General features: G+C 41.1%; 22 protein-coding genes. 10 read left to right on the top strand and 12 right to left on the bottom strand.

Translation table 11 applies throughout. The annotated features are described in order from the left end of the window. Positions 1 to 2 precede the first annotated feature (2 nt). The 10 genes from G563_RS36175 to G563_RS0129275 all read right to left on the bottom strand — a co-directional run bounded on the left by G563_RS36175 (position 3) and on the right by G563_RS0129275 (position 6,806). Entirely contained in the window at positions 3 to 731 is a 729-nt protein-coding gene (locus tag G563_RS36175) for an NRDE family protein (protein ID WP_037328520.1), read from the bottom strand. Positions 732 to 784: 53 nt separating this feature from the next. Further along, positions 785 to 1,291 carry a hypothetical protein gene (locus tag G563_RS0129315; protein ID WP_028668474.1) on the bottom strand — a complete coding sequence of 169 codons (507 nt, stop codon included), beginning with the start codon at positions 1,289 to 1,291 and terminating at the stop codon, positions 785 to 787. After that, the gene (locus tag G563_RS0129310; protein ID WP_028668473.1) at positions 1,288 to 1,821 is read right to left on the bottom strand and encodes a YceI family protein; all 534 of its coding nucleotides are present in this window, start codon (positions 1,819 to 1,821) and stop codon (positions 1,288 to 1,290) included. Before G563_RS0129310 ends, G563_RS0129315 begins: the two co-directional genes overlap by 4 nt. A gap of 29 nt (positions 1,822 to 1,850) precedes the next feature. Then, positions 1,851 to 2,567, bottom strand: a complete 717-nt coding sequence (locus G563_RS0129305) for a hypothetical protein (RefSeq protein WP_028668472.1) — start codon at positions 2,565 to 2,567, stop codon at positions 1,851 to 1,853. Positions 2,568 to 2,602: 35 nt separating this feature from the next. Beyond that, positions 2,603 to 3,043, bottom strand: a complete 441-nt coding sequence (locus G563_RS37795) for a DM13 domain-containing protein (RefSeq protein WP_051211279.1) — start codon at positions 3,041 to 3,043, stop codon at positions 2,603 to 2,605. A gap of 82 nt (positions 3,044 to 3,125) precedes the next feature. Beyond that, positions 3,126 to 3,827 (bottom strand): Crp/Fnr family transcriptional regulator, encoded by a 702-nt coding sequence (locus G563_RS0129295; RefSeq protein WP_028668470.1) that lies wholly within the window; start codon positions 3,825 to 3,827, stop codon positions 3,126 to 3,128. Positions 3,828 to 3,891: 64 nt separating this feature from the next. After that, positions 3,892 to 4,935 carry an ATP-grasp domain-containing protein gene (locus tag G563_RS0129290; RefSeq protein WP_028668469.1) on the bottom strand — a complete coding sequence of 348 codons (1,044 nt, stop codon included), beginning with the start codon at positions 4,933 to 4,935 and terminating at the stop codon, positions 3,892 to 3,894. Positions 4,936 to 4,984: 49 nt separating this feature from the next. Further along, a complete protein-coding gene (locus tag G563_RS0129285; protein ID WP_028668468.1) occupies positions 4,985 to 5,386 on the bottom strand; it encodes a hypothetical protein in 402 nt (133 codons plus the stop codon). 29 nt (positions 5,387 to 5,415) lie between these two features. Further along, positions 5,416 to 5,877 (bottom strand): YHS domain-containing (seleno)protein, encoded by a 462-nt coding sequence (locus tag G563_RS0129280; RefSeq protein ID WP_028668467.1) that lies wholly within the window; start codon positions 5,875 to 5,877, stop codon positions 5,416 to 5,418. 101 nt (positions 5,878 to 5,978) lie between these two features. Continuing rightward, positions 5,979 to 6,806, bottom strand: coding sequence for an alpha/beta hydrolase (locus G563_RS0129275; RefSeq protein WP_028668466.1), 828 nt, complete (start codon positions 6,804 to 6,806; stop codon positions 5,979 to 5,981). A 155-nt stretch (positions 6,807 to 6,961) separates the two neighbouring features. Here G563_RS0129275 and bamJ point away from each other — a divergent pair, with 155 nt between their 5' ends. The 5 genes from bamJ (at position 6,962) to G563_RS0129250 (ending at position 12,315) form a co-directional block, all read left to right on the top strand. After that, positions 6,962 to 7,738 (top strand): BamJ family beta-barrel-assembly machinery protein, encoded by a 777-nt coding sequence (gene bamJ / locus G563_RS36170; RefSeq protein ID WP_028668465.1) that lies wholly within the window; start codon positions 6,962 to 6,964, stop codon positions 7,736 to 7,738. Positions 7,739 to 7,820: 82 nt separating this feature from the next. Continuing rightward, positions 7,821 to 9,914, top strand: a complete 2,094-nt coding sequence (locus tag G563_RS0129265) for a carboxy terminal-processing peptidase (protein WP_028668464.1) — start codon at positions 7,821 to 7,823, stop codon at positions 9,912 to 9,914. Positions 9,915 to 10,015: 101 nt separating this feature from the next. Continuing rightward, positions 10,016 to 10,321: a (2Fe-2S) ferredoxin domain-containing protein gene (locus tag G563_RS0129260; RefSeq protein WP_028668463.1), complete on the top strand. Its 306-nt coding sequence runs from the start codon at positions 10,016 to 10,018 to the stop codon at positions 10,319 to 10,321. Positions 10,322 to 10,426: 105 nt separating this feature from the next. Beyond that, positions 10,427 to 11,758 (top strand): NCS2 family permease, encoded by a 1,332-nt coding sequence (locus G563_RS0129255; protein WP_028668462.1) that lies wholly within the window; start codon positions 10,427 to 10,429, stop codon positions 11,756 to 11,758. A 146-nt stretch (positions 11,759 to 11,904) separates the two neighbouring features. Next, a complete protein-coding gene (locus G563_RS0129250) occupies positions 11,905 to 12,315 on the top strand; it encodes an OsmC family protein (protein WP_028668461.1) in 411 nt (136 codons plus the stop codon). Between the two features lie 66 nt (positions 12,316 to 12,381). Here G563_RS0129250 and xylA read toward each other — a convergent pair whose 3' ends face one another. Next, entirely contained in the window at positions 12,382 to 13,710 is a 1,329-nt protein-coding gene (xylA, locus tag G563_RS0129245) for a xylose isomerase (RefSeq protein ID WP_028668460.1), read from the bottom strand. Positions 13,711 to 13,971: 261 nt separating this feature from the next. Here xylA and G563_RS0129240 point away from each other — a divergent pair, with 261 nt between their 5' ends. From G563_RS0129240 to G563_RS0129225, 4 genes are all read left to right on the top strand, one after another. Beyond that, a complete protein-coding gene (locus G563_RS0129240; protein ID WP_028668459.1) occupies positions 13,972 to 14,811 on the top strand; it encodes a fumarylacetoacetate hydrolase family protein in 840 nt (279 codons plus the stop codon). Positions 14,812 to 14,910: 99 nt separating this feature from the next. Then, the gene (locus tag G563_RS0129235; RefSeq protein WP_028668458.1) at positions 14,911 to 15,837 is read left to right on the top strand and encodes a dihydrodipicolinate synthase family protein; all 927 of its coding nucleotides are present in this window, start codon (positions 14,911 to 14,913) and stop codon (positions 15,835 to 15,837) included. Positions 15,838 to 15,958: 121 nt separating this feature from the next. After that, positions 15,959 to 17,818, top strand: a complete 1,860-nt coding sequence (locus G563_RS0129230) for a glycoside hydrolase family 127 protein (protein WP_028668457.1) — start codon at positions 15,959 to 15,961, stop codon at positions 17,816 to 17,818. Positions 17,819 to 17,901: 83 nt separating this feature from the next. Next, a complete protein-coding gene (locus G563_RS0129225; RefSeq protein WP_028668456.1) occupies positions 17,902 to 18,138 on the top strand; it encodes a hypothetical protein in 237 nt (78 codons plus the stop codon). Positions 18,139 to 18,163: 25 nt separating this feature from the next. Here the strand turns inward: G563_RS0129225 and G563_RS0129220 are convergent, their stop codons facing one another. After that, complete coding sequence (locus G563_RS0129220) at positions 18,164 to 19,084, bottom strand: hypothetical protein (protein WP_028668455.1); 921 nt, start codon at positions 19,082 to 19,084, stop codon at positions 18,164 to 18,166. A gap of 446 nt (positions 19,085 to 19,530) precedes the next feature. Between G563_RS0129220 and G563_RS0129210 the strand changes: the two genes are divergently transcribed. Continuing rightward, on the top strand, positions 19,531 to 20,193 hold the full coding sequence (locus G563_RS0129210) for a hypothetical protein (protein ID WP_028668453.1): 663 nt from the start codon (positions 19,531 to 19,533) through the stop codon (positions 20,191 to 20,193). Positions 20,194 to 20,648: the final 455 nt, after the last annotated feature.

Below are 20,648 nucleotides of genomic sequence, written 5' to 3'. Positions count from 1 at the left end.
CGCTAACATACATTTTCGCTAGCAAAAATCCGGTATTTGTATTCTTGCTCGTTGAGGCGATCCTGGTATTTAATCAAAAAATCCTCCGAAGTTTTTTGAACTTGGGTCGTACTTACCGTTTTAAGCTCTTCATTACGATTGATGACCAAGTCGTTATTGATATCTCCATTTCCTCCCAAATCATGAAATTGCATGATAGCATCTCCGGTATAGAAGAGGTTGTTGCGTTGCCATTTTTCAAACCATTCTTCCCGTTGTTTGATTACCTCATCGCCATAGAGCGTCACCGACGACCAAGCGTGGCTTTGGGTGGAGTCCAATTCTTTAACATGCATTTTTTGGCCATCCCAGCGCAATTCTGTCAGCCGAATCACCTCTTTTTCCTCCACTACCACTAGCGTAAACGGCTCTATTCCGTTCCAAATGTATTGGTTCAGGAAAATAGTAAGAGTGTCGTATTTAAAAAAATCCAAAATGACCAATCCTCGACTCTGCCGATAAGGAGGCCGGTGTTCATGTCTTTTGAAAGCGCCATTGAGTAAGCAAAGCGTCGCATTGGAAGAGGTGGCTATCCAAGTTCCTCCTGCCAAGGTATCTTGAGGATAAAACACCGTTTTGCCGTTGATATAATATTTTTTAGGAGGAGAGGCTTTAGGTCTACCTACATGTTCGTCACGATTAGAAGTGAGTATAAAGCCCTCTTGGTATGGAAGATATGTTACAAAACACATTTTGATGATGCAATTATAGAAGAGAAAAATTCTTTTTTTTTGATACCCCTTATCTATTTCAAAGCACTTTCTCGATATCTGAGCGTTGAGAAAGCGATTCCAAAATGAGGAGGAATCTGTATTTCGGGGAATTGCCCAGTAATAGCAATCTTAATAATGGCCAAATGATGAATAGCGTGTTCAATCATATACACCAATTCCCGAGACAGCGATGTATGAATGGTATGCTGATCTTCATTCCCCAAAAGAATCTTCATAGACAAGGAAGTATTTAACAATGATTCGCTGAGCCAATTTTTGAGTTGTTGAATCAACGAACTGCTAAATGCCAAGTCTGTTTCTAGTCTTAAATCACGCGAGCGAGCATCATAATCTACAAATCCCAAGGGTGCTTGTTCGTATAAACATTGATAGAATTCAAGGGTATGCCGTACGTGCTGCCCTATGGTACTACCATGCAACACCTCCAAGGGCGAAGAATAAGCCGAATAAGACATTACTTGGAGCAACTCATCAATTTGGGACAGAATGTCTTGGTTGGTTTTTAGAAGCAAATTCATTGTTGAATGGTGTTAACGATAACATAGATAGCCACATCATTAGACATACCAAGGGTGTTGCCTCCAATCGCCCAATCTCGACGATTGATATTCACATTTCCGACAAAAGTCGCTTTATTGTTTGTTTCAGAAAATGTAAAGGGCATTTTTACTTCTTTAGTGACTGATTTGATAGTCATATCGAAGTAGCCCATATATCCATTGGCTGTTTTTACGATTTTGGTTGATTTAAGTAAAATCTTAGGGTATTTGGTTACTTCAAAAAAATCTTCTTTCTCGCGCAAATGCCGATTACGTAGGCTATTGTCGGTATCGATAGTAGCTGCATCGACACTCGCTACGATACTACTTGAGGTGGGAGCATTGGGGTCAAAATGAATAGTGGCCGATAGCCCTTTAAATTTTCCTTCAACCGTCACCCCCAACATCTTGATTTTAAACCCAATATCAGCAGAAGTAGGGCGCCAAGTTTGACAAACCCCATATCCCGATATACTTACGCAAAATACAAATATCAAGATTGTTTTCATAGATTTTTAGGGATGTTTGGGTCAATTGATTACAATCTGATAGATAATCCGACAAATGGCATCAAAATTTTGTTGCGAAAACGGTCATTTTCGAACGTAAGTTTTTGGGAAGTAGTATATTCAGTAAACTGAAAACTTGCCCCAAATCTCAATCCCACTTTTTCTTTGAGCCAATACCGCGCATATAGTTCAGAGTTTAGACTTCCTAAATCATTGTCACTGACAAGCAGCAAATTAAAGGCCGTAGGTTTAGCGGATTGCTGGGTATTGTGTAATCGAGAACCCGTCGATTTGGCTATAAAAGTCCCTTGTTGTTGTGTCCCAAAAGTGACTCCCACGGCATCAATATTAAAACCTATGGCTAGCTTCTTGATATTGTATTCCAAATGAATGACCAAGTTGAGGGCGTTGGTTTGGGTACTTGATAGCTTCAACGTATCAATATTAGAAAGTATATTTTCCACAAACAACACTTGAGGGCCTGTTTGCCCCGAAGTAAGGCGAGCTGGGGCCGTGGCATAATCTAGATTTTTACCAAAAAACGAGGTCAATCTTGCTCCCCAACCTATTTTAAACCTGCTGGATTTGCCTATCCCATACATTTGATTGTAGGAAAGTGCTCCTGAGAAGCCCCCACCCGCCGAAATTGCCACATCAGCAGTAGTTACTTTTTTTGGATATATATTTTGGGCATGTCCCTCCCCGAATGCTGCGCAAAATAGCAGCAGCAAAATACTTTTTCTCATTGATTTTTAAGGTTTTAAAAATTTAAAGGGAGAATTTATTTTAACTCCGCATTTCCAAATAGCACCGAGAATGCTTTACACCATATTAAGACGAATTTTTGGTTTTTGGTATCGGCATTGGCAGGAAGCTCCACAAAATAATCACCCACATTTACCTGACGGCTTACTTCCACAAATCTAGAGGCTACTTTGTCTTCTGAAAGATAAATACGCAAATCGGGGCCAGAGTCGGTTTTAAAATTCTCAAAAACGAGCGTTTGTTTGCCGTCTTTTTGATACAGCTTGATATTGCCCGACGTAGGATGCACATTAGACATAAAAGCGCCCTGTGCTACTAGCTTTTGTCCCGCAGTATCAAATTTGTCCAAAGGCTTGGTGGATGAATTGGGGTCATTGCTTACGGGAGTGAGTTCTTCCGTTTTTTGACACGCTACCAAAACTCCCGCGAGCAATGTAATAAGCCATAATCGTTTCATGGAATAAGTTTTTAAAGTTTACATTACAAATATCAAAAACTTACCTCACCCCGAATGTCGGCTTCCTGACATTTGGCTACGATTAGTTCACTAAACTTTTAAGTCGTTTTAAATCAGGGATAATGATTGAGCTACGATTATAGTCTATCAGGCCATGCTGCTTAAATTCATTGAACAGTTGTGAGACCGTTTGGCGCGTACTACATACCAACCCCGCCATGTCTTGGTGAGTAAGGTAGTTTTTGAGCATGATAGCATTGTTTTCGACCGTACCTTCTTTTTCGGCCCAATCTTCCAAAAAAAGAAGCAATCGCGTACGTACATCCTTAAACATAAGGTTGGAATAACGATTCTCTAGACGTCGAAATCTCATCCCAATTAATTTTGTGAATTTTATGGCCAATGAAGGGTGCTGTCTAATCACTTCCTCAAAATCTTCGATCAAGAAACTACAGCAAGTGACATAATCAGATAGCGCAATGGCATACTCTTCCATTTCGGTATCGTCGAGGGTAAGCTGTCCAAAGAGGTCTCCTTTTTGAAGTACATCTTTGACCGTTTCGGTGCCATCCTCGTCAAGCTCTACAATTTTGATGATGCCCTTTTTGAGCAAATACACTCTATTTTGCTCGTCATGGGCAAAATAAATAATCTCGCTTTTTTTGGCAGTTTTAAAATTTGTAATCAGGCAGATTTGGCGAAGTTCGGCGGAATTGAGATGCCTAAACAACTGATGATCACGAAGATACCAGTATCGGGTTTCGAGCGGAAATTGAGAGGCCATTAGGCAAGTATTTTTTATCAGTAGGTTATAAGTAGTGGTAAATATACAAAAACTATTTGCTCTACTACAACTGTCCGCTCATTGCAAAAAATGCCCGCGAAGTTTGAACCAATTCCCCCAAAGGAGTAGGTTTGATTCCTCGGCGCATGTTTAAGGCACTAATATCGGCCACGGTTTTCATATTGTACATAATATCTCTGTAGGCTTTCCAAAGCGTATAGTTTGGGTCATACACGTGCCCAGGCTCGGAAGTAGCACCGTTCAATTCTAGGATTTTGATGTTGCGACCTCCATACAAATCTTCCCATGTAGGTACTTTCAGGTCGAATCTCCCATAATAAAATCCCTCAATTGGGATCGCGATTTTATCAAAGACTTTTACCAATTGTTCGTTGATGAGGTGATTGGCGTTCAAAAACTTCGTTCCCAAACAATGATTCCCAATAGGCTGTAGAAACATGGTTTCTCCTTTTTTGGGCACAATGTGCCACTGCTCTTTGAGGCGTTCGCGAAGTTCGTCCATCGAAAACCTTGCCCGTAGGTTTTGACTTAACAATTGTTCGACGGTCGATTTCCCGTCACCCGTTATGTGAAGAAACTCTTTATGAACAATCGAGGTGATCTGACCTGAAGAGGCATTGGGCATACGGGCATACATGACACCTAGCTCAATGTCATAGTCAATAAATTCTTGTACTATCACAGGCTGTAAGGAGGCTTCCAAGTAAGTTTTGAGTGCAGCTAGTGTTTCTATCTTATACACTTTGAAGCCACGTCCTCCTACGTCAGGCTTCGCCACTACCGGAAAATTGATTTGGGCCAGGGTCAGTTTTAGCGCTACATGTTCCCAACTCTCTCCTTTGAACACAAAAATATCGGCGGGGCGATAAGTCTTATCTATCAAATCAAGAATATCTTTTTTTGATTCGCCAAATACGCCTCCATTAGGAATGCAGGGGTTGACGGTAGTAAAATAAGTAAGTGAGCGATTTCGGATAGCAAGGTAAAACCAATAGGGAGCCAAAGGCAGAAAAAATATCCACCATGTCCAATACTCATAGTTAAAAATTTTAATCAGCCACAGGGGTAGATTATGTTTTGAAAACATACGATATAAAAATGTTAAAGAATAGCGAACCTATCTTACAAGATACGTTTTACAGCAATATACCTAGCTTACGGGCAAAAGCACGTAGTGGTTCAAAGTTTAAAAACACTACTACACCACAACAAACAAAAGTAATAATGGCTAGTCCAAAAAGCTGTCCTCCGTCGCCCATGATTTCAATTCCTAGCACTGTAAGATGCCCTATAATCGCTCCCTTCATGGTGCCTAGTCCTAATAATGCCCCCGCCCAACAATATCGGGGAGTAAGGAGCAAAATACCAGCAATCAGCTCTACAACTCCCGAGCCAATTCTACCATAAGGCTCTATACCCAAAGTCGAAAATATATACACACTTTCAGGCGCAGCCGTGAACTTAAACCATAAAGTTTGTAATAAAATCACTGCCGCCGTGATTTGGGCTATCCAAGAGATAATCCTTTTAATTTCCATGTCTTTGTTCTAAAATTAGTTGAAAGCAATTATTTTACAAGTTTCATCCAGTTGGCATCTGCCTTTTTTTTCAGATTGCTTTCATCCTTATTCCAGTCAGTGAGGGTATTGTTGAAGAGCCGATTGTAAAACAAATACAATTTACCTTCCACAATTTTATAAGTTTCAGGATCCACTTCTACCTTTTCGCCTTTGGCACCCATGGCATAGGCACACCAGCCGCCATATTGAGGTTCATAAGCAGCTGGATTTTTCTTAAAAGTCTCTAGGTTGGCCGCATTCGCAAAGTAATACTTAACTCCGTCTTGCGTAAATACATACGTTTTAGAACCTTCCTTGGGATTTTTAAGGAAATAACTAACTGGGTCATAACCCGACAAAGCAACTCCTTTATCTAAGTTAAATTGTTTTGTACGGTAATTTAGATTTTGTTGAGCACTAGCTATTCCAAGCATCAACAGCGCGGCAAGCAAAGAAATTTTTGTTTTCATGACATAAATGTTTGTTTACGACACAAAACTGCTTTCTTTCTGTCATACCAAATGTCGGCTACCTGACAAAAGAGTGAAATAGTGATTTTGAACAAAAAAAACTAGCTACCAAAGGCCCACCGTAAAAACTCAGGCATGATAGCCGCCCAAGTTTCTTGGTTGTGTTGACCACCCTGCACTTCTACATAGCATACCTCCTCTCCAAGGCGATAGCCTTTTTTTTCGAGTTCTGCAATCAAATCTAAGGTATCATCTATGGAATCTATCACGCCATTGTTGTTGCGGTCATCTGTCTCATCTTCGGTGCCAGTTTGAAGCCAAAAGCGCGGTTTTGAATGAGGAGGAAACCAAGGAGACTCTCGTACCAATCGGTGCATGATACGGTCGTGATAGTCGTCATAGTACTCATCAAAAGCCCTTTGCCGCCACCAAAAAGAACCCGAAAACACACCCGCTTTTCCAAAATGAGAAGGATGATGCCACGTAATATCAAAGGCCGACAACCCACCGAGCGAAAATCCACAAAATACGGTGTGCTCAGGGCCTTTCAAAACACGATACTTAGATTCGATATAAGGCATCAGCTCATGTAGCACAAAAGAAGTATAGTCACCAGCCTTAGCTCCTCGCTCTTTGTAATCTGCTTGGGAGGCCACGCCATATTCCATGATACGCTCCCCACAATGAACCGCTATTACGATAAATGGTGAAAGCATTGATGAGTGGTGCGATTTTTTTAGCACATCAAGCAAATGAAGGCGCTCAAGGTCTTGGCCGTCATTCATGTAAAGCACTTTATAAAATTCTTGAGATGAATGATAATGAGACGGCAGCACAATATCCAGCACGATATTTCGCTGTAAATAGACCGAATACAAAGCGGTGTCGTGGTGCACCGAAAAATCGAATGAAGTGTAAAAGTGGCTCAATAACGTAAAAGCTTAAAAAATTAATTCAAAGGCTAACCCAATATGTGGGATTAATTTCAAATAATTCATTCTGCCAAACTTTTTTCTGTAAATTTTACGTTTATTTACGAAAACTATTAAAAAACTAAATTCATCCCAAAAATAATTACAATTGCATGAAGCGTCTCACCTCGTTGTTTTGTTTGATTCTTGTTTCAACTTGCGTATCCATTGCTCAAACTAAAAAAACACCCACCCCTGCAAAAACTCCCGCAAAACCCGCCACTGCTGTAAAAAAAGCCCCTACTCCTGCCGCACCCGCTAGTTCTAAAATGAGCACTGAGCTTGACTCTGTTGCTTATGGAATAGGCATGAACATTGCCCAAACGCTCAAAAGCCAAGGATTAGAAAACATCAATATAAACTTATTATCTAAAGGTATTCAGGACGTTTTAAAAACAAACAAAACCGACTTTGACGAGTCACAAGCACAGATGGTGTTAGGGAAGTTTTTTTCTAAGCTACAAGCTGAACGCCAAGCTTCCGAAGCCAAAAAATACGAAGGCAATAAACTTGAAGGGGAGAAATTCTTGGAAGAAAACAAAAAGAAGCCCGGAATCGTTACACTACCAAGTGGCTTACAATACGAAATCCTGAAAGCAGGAGACGGCCCTAAGCCTACAATCAACAGTACCGTCAAAACACACTATCATGGAACTCTGATTGATGGAACGGTTTTTGACAGCTCTGTACAGCGCGGTCAGCCTGCCGAATTTCCTGTGGGAGGCGTTATTCAGGGATGGGTCGAAGCCCTTCAGCTAATGCCCGTAGGGTCGAAATGGAAATTGTACGTACCTCAAGCCCTCGCCTATGGCGAACGCTCACCCGGTGCAACGATTAAGCCCTATTCTGCCCTGATTTTTGAAGTGGAGTTGTTAGAAATAGTTAAGTGATTTTGATTGGTTTTGTGGGCGTAGTTTGGCGTCTTTTCACCCCCAAAATCTCACACCAAAGTCAATAAATCAGTTTATGAAAATGAAAAGCATTTTAATCGCCTTAGCTCCCGTGTTGCTGCTGGGTCTGCAACCCGACGACGCGCGCTCTACGCGCAATTCTCGCCCTTTTACTGCATCCGACGATGATTTGAAGCCAACCGTCACACAAGAAAAAGTAGAAGCTTATGTGACCAAAATCTTTTCGGGCTATCATTATCGGAAATTTACTGTCAATGATTCCCTGTCCTCAAAGATGTATGAAAATTACCTCAATGAGATTGACCGTGGGAAACTGTACTTCCTGTCATCGGATATACAGTACTTTGACAAATATCGTTTTCAGCTAGACGAGTCTCTCAACAACGGTGACTTAGTAGCGGCTTATGATATTTACAACACATTTCGCAAACGCTATCGCGAACGCAGTGTTTACATTGATAAACTGCTAGCCAATCCTTCGTTTGATTTTACGGTAGACGAATCTTTTAATACCGATCGCGAAAAAGTAACGTGGGCTAAAAATACCGACGAGCTTAACGAAGTATGGCGCAAACTCATTAAAAATGAGGCATTGGAGCTGAAACTCTCTGGTAAAGCGGATAGTTCTATTGTGACCCTGCTAAAAGACCGTTATAAAAATCGGGAACGTAACCTAGGACGCTTTAAAAGTGAGCAGGTATTTCAGATGTATATGAACTCATTTTGCGAAGTGCTAGACCCACACACTCGCTACTTCTCTCCCATGGATTCGGACCGATTCAAGCAAGATATGTATCAAGCCTTGGAAGGAATTGGGGCGGTATTGCGCGAAGATGGCAACTACATCAAAGTAGTAGAAGTAGTACCTGGAGGTCCTGCATTCAAAGATAAACGCCTCAAAAAAGACGACCGCATCATCGGAGTCGCACAAGGCGCCGAAGGAAAATATGAAGACATTGTAGGCTGGTATGTGGATGATGCCGTCAAAAAAATAAAAGGTGCTAAAGGAACCGTGGTAAGATTGCAGGTTTTGGCAGCCGACGCACTTCCCAATGACCCTCCAAAAGAAATACAGCTTATTCGGGAAAAAGTAAACTTACAAACATCACGCGCCAAAAAAGAAATCGTGACGATTACCCAAGATAAGCATGATTATAAAATCGGGGTTATCAATATTCCTTCTTTCTATCGTGATTTTGAAGGCGCCGGCAAGCGTGATAAAGATTTTGCCAGTACCACTCGCGACGTACACAAGCTCATCGACTCTTTGAAAGCGGAGAATGTTGACGGATTGGTTATCGACCTACGCAACAATGGCGGCGGTTCTTTGACTGAAGCAATTTCGTTGACAGGTCTTTTTATCTCAAAAGGCCCAGTAGTTCAGGTGCGCGAGTCAAGCGGTGATACAGAAGTACAAACCGACCCCGACCCAGCTGTTGCTTATGATGGCCCTGTGGCTGTACTTATCAATCGTTTTAGTGCCTCAGCGTCAGAGATTTTTGCTGCTGCTATCCAAGACTACAAACGTGGTATTATCTTAGGAGAACAAACCTACGGTAAAGGCACGGTTCAAACTATGGTAGATCTAAACCAATGGATACGCGATACCGACAAATTGGGCCAAATCAATATCACAGTAGCGAAGTTTTATAGAATCAATGGTAGTAGTACTCAACGTAAAGGAGTAACACCTGATATCGAATACCCCTCGGCATTTAGCGCGGAAGAATACGGTGAAAGTTCGCAACCTACGGCTTTGCCTTGGGATCAAATCTCCTCGGCTCGTTTTGATCTTACCAAAGCGCTCAACGAAAAGCAAGTCGCAAAACTGCGTGATAAATACCAACAACGTCTAAAATCAGAGCAAGAAATGAAGACTTTTGTGGAAGAAATAGACCTTTTCCGCAAAGCTCGTCAAAACACGATTGTGTCGCTTCAAGAAACCAAACGCAAAAAAGAACGCGAAGAAGCGGAGAAAAAGCGGGAAGCACTCAAAAAACTTGAAACTGACGAGGACGACGAAGACGAGGATACTCAAACTGCGGCCAAGCCAGCTGACAAAAAGAAGAAAAAGGATATTTATATGAATGAGACTAGTCGGATTTTGGCCGATTATATCACCCTCATTAAAGCTCCTTCAGTAGCCAAAAGATAAGTCATCCCATTACTAAAAGTTGGGCGTTGGAAAGGTAGATAACTGCTATTTTCCTGACGCCCAACTTTTATGTTGTTACTTAGTTTACCAATCAAACAATTATGAAATATAAAAAGCACGTTTTTATTTGTACCAACCAAAAAGATGGTGGCAAAAAATGCTGTGGTACAGAACATGGCATGGCTCTCGTAGATGCCTTCAAAAATTCCCTAAAAGACAAAAATTTACATATTGACATCCGTGCCCAACGAGCCGGCTGTTTAGATGTATGTGCTTTTGGGCCAGCATTGGTAGTATATCCAGAAGGAATCTTTTATGGAAAAGTAGAGCTATCTGACGTAGAAGAAATTGTAGAAAGCCATCTTGTCAACGATACCCCTGTCGAGCGTTTGAGATTACCATTCTAAGAATATTGATTATTTTATTGCCGTTGTTGAGGTAAATCTTCCCCAAGACTTTATTTTCAACAACGGCATTCTTATTTTTACCTCTTTCCCAAACCTTCTCTGTGTATGCTCCAACGTTACTTTTTACTCTCTCAAAATGGCACCAATCTTCGCACAGAAATAGTGGCAGGCATATCTTCTTTTCTGGCCACTATGTACATTATAGTCGTCAATCCTGCCATACTTAGTCAGTCTGGAATGCCTTTTGACGGGGTATTGACGGCCACGGTTTTGTTGTCTTTTTTTTGTAGCGTCATGATGGGGCTTTATGCTCGCAATCCTTTGCTAGTAGCCCCAGGTATGGGTCTAAATGCCTTTTTTACTTTTAGCGTAGTCAAAGGTATGGGTGTAGCATGGCAGACGGCGTTAGGAGCGGTTTTTTGGGCGGGAATTATCTTTTTGTTATTGTCTTTTTTCAACATTCGTACCCACATAGTAAGAGCTATTCCCAAACCTCTTCGATATGCTATTTCGTCTGGGATTGGCTTGTTTATTACTTTGATTGGCCTTACCAATGCCAAATTCATCGTTAGCAACCCTGCTACTTTAGTCAGTATTGGCAATCTCAAAGATCCTATTTTACTTACCTTTCTTCTGGGGTTGGCCATCACCGCTATTTTAGTGATTAAAAGAATCACGGGTGGAATCGTTATTGGTATCATTTTGACTACGCTAGCCGCGATACCCATCGGCAGATGGTGGGGCGATGCTTCTGCTATTAATTTTGGTCAAAAAATCTTGGTACAATGGAGCGGTTTTTTGGCTCCTCCCAATTTTAACCTTCTTTTTCAACTTGATTTGGCAGGCTCTTTATCCTTGTCTCTTTGGCCGGTTATTTTCGCTTTTGCTTTCACAGATTTGTTTGATAGCCTCTCTACTTTTGTAGGAGTAGCCGAAGCTGCCAATCTCTATGATGCCAACGGTGACCCACGAAATATCAAGCAATCACTCCTTACCGATGCCGTAGCTACGACCCTAGCTGGCCTCATTGGTACAAGTCCTGGCACCGCCTACATCGAATCAGCGGTGGGTATCGAACAAGGCGGTCGAACGGGCCTTACGGCTGTTGTGGCAGGCATACTTTTTTTACCTTTTATGTTTTTGTCGCCCCTGCTTTCCATGATACCGAGCATCGCTACCGCACCCGCTTTGGTATTGGTGGGGGCATTTATGATGAAACCGGTGGCTAAAATCAATTGGTCACAGCTCGATGAAGCCATCCCGAGTTTGTTGGCATTGGTATTGATACCTTTTAGCTATTCTATCACCCAAGGTATTATATTTGGCTTTTTAAGTTGGACCATCCTCAAAATAGCCCTTGGTCGATGGCGAGATGTTTCTATGGCTCTGTGGTTTATTAATTTGTTTGCATTATTGTCGCTTATCAAAGGGCATTAAGAAAAATACTTTTTAGCTCATGGCTTCCATAGCCGAAGAATAAAATTCTCTCCAATTTATTCATCCATTAAAAGTACTTTCGCTTTTTCAATAACTTTATTCCGTCAATCAATCCATTCATATCTTTTAAATTAAATTCAAAAACCATGAAAAGAAGTGCATCAGCCAATTGGCAAGGAACTGGCAAGGAAGGACACGGTACAGTATCTACTCAAAGTACGGTTTTGAACGGCACCCAATATTCGTTTAACACACGTTTTGCCGACGGTATCGGTACCAATCCTGAAGAACTCGTGGGCGCAGCACATGCAGGGTGCTTTACAATGAAACTGAGCTTTGTACTCAATGAAGGAGGTTTTACGGCCGATAACATTGATACCAAAGCTACCGTTACCTTCGAAAACGGCGCTATTCCCAACATTCATTTGTCCGTAAAAGCTACCGTACCGGGTATGTCGGCTGAGCAATTTGCGGCAGCGGCACAAAATGCCAAAGAGAATTGTCCAATTTCAAAATTGTTGAATACCGACATCACCATGGATGCGGAGTTGGTTTAGTTCCCTCATAAAAAAGGTGATAGCAGTCGCTATCACCTTTTTTATGACACACAATCTAATTTTTGATTAGATATACTGATTCAAGATATTTTCAAACAATTCTTGCTTACCACTTATTTGCTTAGGCTCTCCAGCGGCAATCGCATAATCCCGCAAGTCTTCCAGAGAAAGTTTACCTTCTTCAAACGCTTTGCCAGTACCGCTATCAAAAGAAGCATAACGTTCAGTGCGTAATTTTTGGTAAGGCGATTTTACTAAGATGTCATTAGCAATTACGAGCGAACGAGCAAACGCATCCATACCGCCTATATGCGCAATGAAAATATCGTCAAGGTCAGTAGAGTTACGACGTGTTTTGGCGTCAAAATTGATTCCACCCGCCGTGATTCCACCTGCTTCCAAAATCACCAACATGGCTTCTGTCAACTCACTCAAGTTAATTGGGAATTGATCCGTATCCCAACCATTTTGATAATCGCCACGATTGGCATCGATACTACCTAGCATACCCGCATCAGCCGCGACTTGAAGCTCATGCTGGAAAGTATGCCCTGCCAACGTAGCGTGGTTTACTTCGATATTGAGCTGAAAATCTTTGTCTAAGCCGTATTGGCGCAAGAAACCAATCACCGTAGCCGAATCATAATCATACTGATGTTTAGTAGGCTCGCATGGCTTAGGCTCAATAAAGAAAGTTCCTTTAAAACCGTTTTTGCGGGCATAATCACGAGCGACGGTCAAGAAACGCCCCAAATGATCTAACTCACGTTTCATATTGGTATTGAGCAAGCTCATGTAGCCTTCACGCCCACCCCAAAATACGTAGTTTTCTCCTCCAAGGGCAATGGTAGCATCTAAGGCATTTTTTACTTGCACGCCTGCGTGTGCCAATACATTGAAGTCAGGATTGGTAGAAGCCCCATTCATGTAACGAGGATTTGAGAACACATTGGCGGTTCCCCACAACAATTTTACCCCGCTTGCTGCTTGTTTTTCTTTAGCATAGTCCACCACCGCTTGCATACGACGCTCATACTCAGCGATATTAGGACCTTCATCTACCAAGTCTACATCATGAAAACAATAATAAGGTACGCCAAGCTTGGTAATAAATTCAAATGCAGCGTCCATTTTGTCTTTGGCACGCTCTACGGCATCTGCCTTAGCATCCCAAGCAAAAACTTTAGTACCTGGCCCAAAAGGATCAGCACCAGTACCACAGAATGTATGCCAGTAGGCTACCGCAAAACGCAAGTGTTCTTTCATGGTTTTGCCACCAATCACACGATTTTCATCGTACCACTTAAAAGCAAGTGGATTGTCAGAATCACGACCTTCAAACTGAATTTTGGAGATGCCTTTGAAATATTCGGTATTTCCGAGTGTAAGAGACATAAAATAAACGGTTTTAAGTTTTTTCAAAAAGGAATAATACTTTTAAAAGTAGTAAAAACTGATTCTTACTTGTGCAAAAGAATAAAATAATTGTCAAATTGACAATTTTAATTTTTCAAAAAAATAAAGAGACATTCCTCAGAAAGATATTTAGCACACAATAGCCTATTTTAAAAGAAATTAAGTAGTTATAAAAGTTGCCAATTACGTTGTCCAAGCCATTTTAAATAGCCCACTACCGCTGTACCACCTTCATTTTTTATGAAACTATATCGTACGTCAATTGGCTTTTATGTTAATTATGAAACATATTATTACCATCTCCCACATGCTGACTGGGACGTTCTTATTAACAGAGACGACTTGTATGATTATCTAAAGACTTTCATACAAACCATATCACCTGCTGATTTTGTGAATTTTTCAACTCTTTTAGCACCCATTGGTACGCAAGAGGTATGGGCTTCAGGCGTGACTTACTACCGAAGTAAAATCGCTCGTATGGAAGAGGCCAAAGAAGTCGGAGGAGAGGTGTTTTATGAGCGTGCCTATGAGGGTGAGCGTCCTGAATTATTTTTTAAATCTATGGCCCAAAAGGTTATTCACCCAAGAGGTACGGTCAATATTCGTCCCGATTCTACTTGGAGTGTACCTGAGCCCGAATGGACACTTTTTGCGACTTCCTCAGGCAAAATTGTAGGATATACCATCGGAAACGACATGAGTTCTAGAAGTATTGAAAGCGAAAACCCACTTTATTTGCCCCAAGCCAAGGTTTATGATGGCTCGGCTGCACTAGGGCCGTGTTTGCATATTCCTGCTCAGCCCATGTCATTGTCAACTGCCATTACAATTGAGATAAGTCGTGCCTCAAAGTTGGTTTTTGAAGGCCGTACTACGCTCGACCAACTCAAACGTCAACCAGAAGAGTTAATCAGCTGGCTATTTCGTTCCAATACTTTTGCCACGGGTGTTTTTTTGATGACCGGAACTGGACTCGTTCCTTCTTCAGACTTCACGCTTGAGCTTGGCGATGTAATCCACATCTCTATCGACACGATTGGAGAATTAATCAACACCGTAGGTATCGCCAAAGGCTGATTCATTAGATTCTGATAGTCTAAGCCTTATTTACGATATATTTGGCCCAATAAAACTCACTAATAACTCGTGCTTCAGCACCAATTTGATTATTAACTCATGCAAAATTCACTTCCCCAAGGGTTTATTCCCGTGATGTTGACTCCTTTCACCGAAAATGGTGAAATTGATTTTGAGGGACTTACCCAATTGACCGAATTTTATCTCGAAGCGGGCGCGGCAGGTTTGTTTGCCAACTGCCTTTCTTCGGAGATGTTTGAACTTACCGAAGAAGAAAGACTCGCTATTACACAGCATGTAGTAAAAGTCACGGATGGCCGTGTACCAGTAGTCGCTACCGGCACTTTTGGTGGGCCTATCGCTCAGCAAGCCAATTTTGTAAAACGCATTTATGAAAAAGGAGTACAGGGAGTTATTGTAATTACGGGGCTTGTTGCGGCTGCTGACGAGCCTGACGAAATTTTTATGCTCCGTATGCAAGAACTCATGGATCTCACACCTCAAATTCCGCTAGGATTGTATGAGTGTCCTGTTCCGTACAAACGCCTCGTACAACCTGCCGATCTTGGTAAACTTGTAGATACCGGACGAGTGATTTATCATAAAGATACCTCGCTAGACATCAATCACGTAAGAGCCAAACTCAATGCAACAGATGGGCATTATTTTGGACTTTACGACGCCTACATGGAACATGCAGTAGCTTCTCTCAAAGAAGGCTCGGCGGGCTTGTCATGTATTCAAGGCAATTTTTTCCCAGAAGTTATCGTATGGCTTTGCAATAATTACAACAATCCTGAGCAACAAGAGAATGTATCTAAAGTACAAGACCTCCTGATACAAACCATGCCGGTGATTCATTATGCCTACCCCACAGTAGCCAAATACTACCTTCAAAAACGCGGTTTCCCTATTTCACTTTATACTCGTCGCAAAGTAGAAGCTTGTACTGAAGAGGTAAAAGCGGAAGTCGATGAGCTTTTTGAAATGGTAACAAAGTTAAGTCAGGAAATAGGAATTGCCTAAGCACTGTTTTCTACCGATACATAAAGGTGACATTGGTTGGGAGAATTGACAAAATGTCTTTGTCTCTCTCATGTTAAAAACAAAACCTTTCGTGCTTTGTATCGGTAGAATAACAACTCCTATGAAATCTAGATTTTACTTCATCATTTTGTTTGTGTTGGGTGGGCTAGAAGGGTATAGCCAACGCCAAATCACCCCCGTCAATTTTTCTAAGGTTACGGTTAAAGATTTTTTCTGGAAACCCCGCATTGAAAAAGTCCATTCGGCTACTTTGCCCGTTTGTATGACTTATACCGAAGATTCTACCGCCCGTATCCGAAATTTTGAAAATGCCGCCCGCCGCACTGGACAGCACAAGGGTATTTACTTTGACGACTCGGACGTTTATAAAGTGATTGAGGGGATTGCGTACACCCTCAAAACCACTCCCGACAAAACCCTCGAAGCCAAAACGGATGTATGGATTGATAAAATAGCTGCCGCTCAATTAGCAGACGGCTACCTCAATACTTTCTATACTCTAAAAGGTCTGGAAAAACGCTGGACCGATATGGAAAAACACGAAGACTACTGCTTGGGTCATCTTATCGAGGGGGCAGTGGCCTACTACGACGCTACTGGCAAACGCAAACTTTTGGATGTTTCAATTCGATTCGCCAATCATTTTGACTCTACGTTTCGACTCCAAAACCGACCTTGGGTCACGGGGCATCAAGAACTTGAACTTGCGCTAGTAAAACTCTACCATACGACTCAAAACGACCGTTATCTCAAATTGGCCGATTGGCTCATTGAGCAGCGAGGCAAAGGCCACGGACGCGGCCAAATCTGGACCGATAAGCATTTTGATGGTGCTCGTTATTGTCAAGATGATGTGCCTGTAAGAGAAATGACCGACATCAAAGGTCATGCCGTAAGAGCCATGTACTTATATACAGGAATGGCCGACGTAGCTGCCGAAACAGGCGACCACGGCTACACCCAAGCCCTCGAACGTGTATGGGCCGACGTAGTGGAGCGCAATATGTATATCACTGGAGGCATTGGCTCTTCCACCAAAAATGAGGGCTTTACGGTAGATTATGACCTTCCCAACGAATCGGCCTACTGCGAAACCTGTGCTTCAGTAGGCATGGTATTTTGGAATCAACGTATGAATCTCTATTCGGGCGAGGCCAAATACGTGGATGTGTTAGAACGCTCACTTTATAACGGCGCTTTGGCTGGCGTCCAACTTACAGGGAATCTCTTTTTTTATGTAAACCCTCTGGCCTCCTTTGGGTTACACCACCGCAAACCTTGGTACGGAACCGCTTGCTGCCCCAGCAATGTATCACGATTGATGCCTTCGGTAGGAGGTTATATTTACAACACTTCCAAAGATGCCTTGTGGATCAACTTGTACGTAGGCAGTGAGACCGAAGTTCAAATTGCTAATCACAAAGTAAAGTTTGCTCAAAAAACCAATTATCCTTGGTCAGGTGAAGTAGAACTAAAAGCAATTCCTGATAGTAGCAAAGCTGACTTTGCCGTCAAGCTCCGTATCCCAGCTTGGTGCGACAAATACACCCTTGAAGTAAACGGCAAACCCTTTTCCACCCCCAAAGCCGAAAAGGGATATATTACCATCAATCGTACTTGGGCTAAAAATGATGTGCTCAAACTTCGCATGGACATGCCCGTCAAAATCATAGCTGCCGACCCTCGTGTCAAAGCCAACGTAGGCAAACGCGCCGTTCAGCGGGGGCCGTTGGTTTATTGTATTGAAGAACAAGACAATCGTCACTTGGATTATGACCAAATCGTATTGTCAAAAAACACCCAATTCAGCACTAGTTTTGAACCTGCCCTGCTGGGGGGAGTAGCCACAATCAAAGCCCAAAATGGAAAAGACAACTTTACTTTGATTCCTTATTATTCGTGGGACAATCGCCAACCCGGCCGCATGAAAGTATGGATTGATTGGCAAGAGAAAAAGTAAATACATAAGACTTCAAGCTCAGAGACTTTATACCATTCTCGTCCCGACATAATGTCGGGACGAGAAATAAGAAAAACCCACGTTTGCCCAAAGTTCGCATCAACGAAAAGCGGGGCAAAGCCCTTATCTACAGCGTACAGCAAGCCCCCATCAATGATGATTTCAGCAAAAACAAAAATTCGGAAAGAAGCAAAATTCCCCAAGAACTCGCCACCCACTTATCCGACACCCTAGACTACTACCTCTGCGGAAAATACGGCAGTCGCATCGGTCGCTTTGGAGCTTCTACCTCAGTAATCCCTACGGTAGGGTGGTTGTGAGGGGGTAAATATTGGTTAGTTGAGCTTAAAAAGAGAAGTATTCTTGAATAAACCAATCTCTTTGCATTCTGTACTCTTGAGAAGTTTCAATGTCTATATTTCTTTGATTGGCTAATACCAATTTCTTTACTTTTTGGCCTAAATAGGTTTTCTTAAGCTTTTGGATTTGGTCTTCTGTTATTTTTAACTCAAGCAAGCTCAAAGTCTCCAATTTAGGAAAGTTTTTAGATTCCATAAATTTCTCAATAACTTCAAATGGCATTACATACTCCTCTGGGCTTTGTGTAAAAGCAAGATTAATATCTTGATAGCTAAAATATTTAAGGTTCGGAAAGCTTTTACATTCAGTAAGCCTTTCTAAAAACATATTGTTATCATATCCTGCTCGGACTTCTAAAGTCTCAATAGGATGATAGTCACGTTTAAAAAAATTATCATTAGGGGCCGATACTAGATTTAATATTTTAACCTCAGGCATCATATCTAAAATTTTCCCTCCTAACCCATCTTCGTCATATCCACCGTTCATAGAAGCTATTAATGCCCCATCTTTAGAGAAGTGCTGGGTATAAAAAAAGGATAAATTGGGGAAGGAATTATATGATAGTAGTTCAGCAAAATAAAGCTCGACTGTTCCATTGGCTTGGCCACCTTTATGCGCGAAACGAATACTTTTAATCTTCTCTGCATATTCCGAACTTGCAATTATCTTAAATATTGTTTCGGAATCAGGGGCGTTATCAACGCTGATAAACAATTTATATAAGCCATCATCAGTAGGTTGTATATCTATTAAATAGCCGTAGTTGACGGAACATATACGTGTGAATTTATATAAAAATTCATCGTTTTTATATTCGTCATAGTCTCTTGCTGAGGCCTTGATTTCTGAAACTCTTTGGGAATGTATAGCAGTTTCAATGTCAAGGAGTAATTGTGAAATCATATTTTATATAAATGAATAAGATTGTCGCTTTGGCGCATCCACCTCAGTAATCCCTGCGGTAGGGTGGTTATGATACGTTTTTGAGTTGTATTATTACGCAGGACTTTTTTATAAAAAGTATAAAGTGCTTGTAACCTGAGACAATATGAATTTTTTTTAGGTTTGTTATAGCCCAAACCCAAATTTTTGTTACTCATTCAATAACTTTAATCGTAAGCAAATGTTTTATTGCTGAGACTAAGGTGTTGATTTTTGTAAAGAAAACTGTATTGGTATACTATCTCAAATTTGCGAAGTATTCCTAAAAGTTATTTTAACATTTCCAAAGGTTAAAAGTCTAAAAAAGTATCCTTTTTGTACCTTTATGTGCCTAATATACCGGAATTCCAGTATTTTTTTTGAGAAAATTGTACTTTAATTTGTATTAAATATTAATTTCTACGGCTATGAACAAGATATTAGTACTTCAAATTAAAGTCACTGTTTTAGTGTTGTTATCACAAACACTTACTGCGCAAGTTGTATCAAAATCAGTCTTTTTAAATGGGACTTTATCATTTAGTGAAAAAAGTAACCAAACTAGTGTTTATTCTAAGCCTAATAATAACCTTACGGAGCTTGGTAGAAACACCTCAGATTTAAACTCATCATTGGGGGTGGGATATACATTTTTTAACCGACTGGTAGTAGGTGGTGTGTTTAATTACAATTTCAGAAGAGATAAGTATGGTATAGACAATAATAATTTTTTAAATACTCGTGATTACTACACTTTTTCGTGGGGGCCTTTTGGCCGTTTTTATGTCATTAACAAAAAAGCTGGGCTTTTTGCTGAAATAAAACGATTACAGGGCAAGCACAGCGATATAGGGGGATATAATGCACTTGAAATAGAAAAAGGAAGTTTATCTACGATGTCTTATGGGATAGGTGGGAATTATTTCTTACTTAAACGATTGTCAGTGGAGGTGGTAGCTTCTTATCAAAACGAGAAAAGAGAAGGTGTTTTAAAGGCAAATCAAGATCCTACAGCTAATACAAGGCTTATCGGTAATTCCAAATCGATTTTTCTAAACTTCGGCGTATCATATTTTCTTAAAACTCATTAAAATTATGAAAAAGCATCTACTCCTTTTTATTTGTTTGTTATTTGTATTTATATCCTATAGAACTTATTCTCAAAACTTAGTTCAAAATCCTGGATTCGAAAGCGTTAATTCTCTACCATTTAACTCTACAAATTGTGCAAGAGCTTTTGAAGGGCAGTCCTTAAATTGGTACTCAACTCACGGGTCACCCCATCTCCGGGCACCAAATGGTGTTAGCTGTAGTAATGCTGGTGAGCCTCGGAATGGGAATTACAGTGCCGTTATGGTTACTGCAGCTGGAGGAGTTGTAGCACCGTACAGTGAAGACATTTTTCAATCCATAAATTTTACTAGTGGGAAAGTATATAAAATACTTGGGTCAAAAATGATGTGCTCAAACTTCGCATGGACATGCCCGTCAAAATCATAGCTGCCGACCCTCGTGTCAAAGCCAACGTAGGCAAACGCGCCGTTCA

The sequence above is a fragment of the Runella zeae DSM 19591 genome (assembly GCF_000423565.1).
GTDB classification, from domain to species: Bacteria; Bacteroidota; Bacteroidia; order Cytophagales; family Spirosomataceae; genus Runella; species Runella zeae.
This window is presented reverse-complemented; position numbering and strand designations above follow the sequence as displayed.

Bases quoted from the DNA above. Each gene is read 5' to 3' on its own strand.
- G563_RS36175 (WP_037328520.1), bottom strand. From the start codon at position 731: ATGTGTTTTGTAACATATCTTCCATACCAAGAGGGCTTTATACTCACT.
- G563_RS0129315 (WP_028668474.1), bottom strand. From the start codon at position 1,291: ATGAATTTGCTTCTAAAAACCAACCAAGACATTCTGTCCCAAATTGAT.
- G563_RS0129310 (WP_028668473.1), bottom strand. From the start codon at position 1,821: ATGAAAACAATCTTGATATTTGTATTTTGCGTAAGTATATCGGGATAT.
- G563_RS0129305 (WP_028668472.1), bottom strand. From the start codon at position 2,567: ATGAGAAAAAGTATTTTGCTGCTGCTATTTTGCGCAGCATTCGGGGAG.
- G563_RS37795 (WP_051211279.1), bottom strand. From the start codon at position 3,043: ATGAAACGATTATGGCTTATTACATTGCTCGCGGGAGTTTTGGTAGCG.
- G563_RS0129295 (WP_028668470.1), bottom strand. From the start codon at position 3,827: ATGGCCTCTCAATTTCCGCTCGAAACCCGATACTGGTATCTTCGTGAT.
- G563_RS0129290 (WP_028668469.1), bottom strand. From the start codon at position 4,935: ATGTTTTCAAAACATAATCTACCCCTGTGGCTGATTAAAATTTTTAAC.
- G563_RS0129285 (WP_028668468.1), bottom strand. From the start codon at position 5,386: ATGGAAATTAAAAGGATTATCTCTTGGATAGCCCAAATCACGGCGGCA.
- G563_RS0129280 (WP_028668467.1), bottom strand. From the start codon at position 5,877: ATGAAAACAAAAATTTCTTTGCTTGCCGCGCTGTTGATGCTTGGAATA.
- bamJ (WP_028668465.1), top strand. From the start codon at position 6,962: ATGAAGCGTCTCACCTCGTTGTTTTGTTTGATTCTTGTTTCAACTTGC.
- G563_RS0129265 (WP_028668464.1), top strand. From the start codon at position 7,821: ATGAAAAGCATTTTAATCGCCTTAGCTCCCGTGTTGCTGCTGGGTCTG.
- G563_RS0129260 (WP_028668463.1), top strand. From the start codon at position 10,016: ATGAAATATAAAAAGCACGTTTTTATTTGTACCAACCAAAAAGATGGT.
- G563_RS0129255 (WP_028668462.1), top strand. From the start codon at position 10,427: ATGCTCCAACGTTACTTTTTACTCTCTCAAAATGGCACCAATCTTCGC.
- G563_RS0129250 (WP_028668461.1), top strand. From the start codon at position 11,905: ATGAAAAGAAGTGCATCAGCCAATTGGCAAGGAACTGGCAAGGAAGGA.
- xylA (WP_028668460.1), bottom strand. From the start codon at position 13,710: ATGTCTCTTACACTCGGAAATACCGAATATTTCAAAGGCATCTCCAAA.
- G563_RS0129240 (WP_028668459.1), top strand. From the start codon at position 13,972: ATGAAACTATATCGTACGTCAATTGGCTTTTATGTTAATTATGAAACA.
- G563_RS0129235 (WP_028668458.1), top strand. From the start codon at position 14,911: ATGCAAAATTCACTTCCCCAAGGGTTTATTCCCGTGATGTTGACTCCT.
- G563_RS0129230 (WP_028668457.1), top strand. From the start codon at position 15,959: ATGAAATCTAGATTTTACTTCATCATTTTGTTTGTGTTGGGTGGGCTA.
- G563_RS0129220 (WP_028668455.1), bottom strand. From the start codon at position 19,084: ATGATTTCACAATTACTCCTTGACATTGAAACTGCTATACATTCCCAA.
- G563_RS0129210 (WP_028668453.1), top strand. From the start codon at position 19,531: ATGAACAAGATATTAGTACTTCAAATTAAAGTCACTGTTTTAGTGTTG.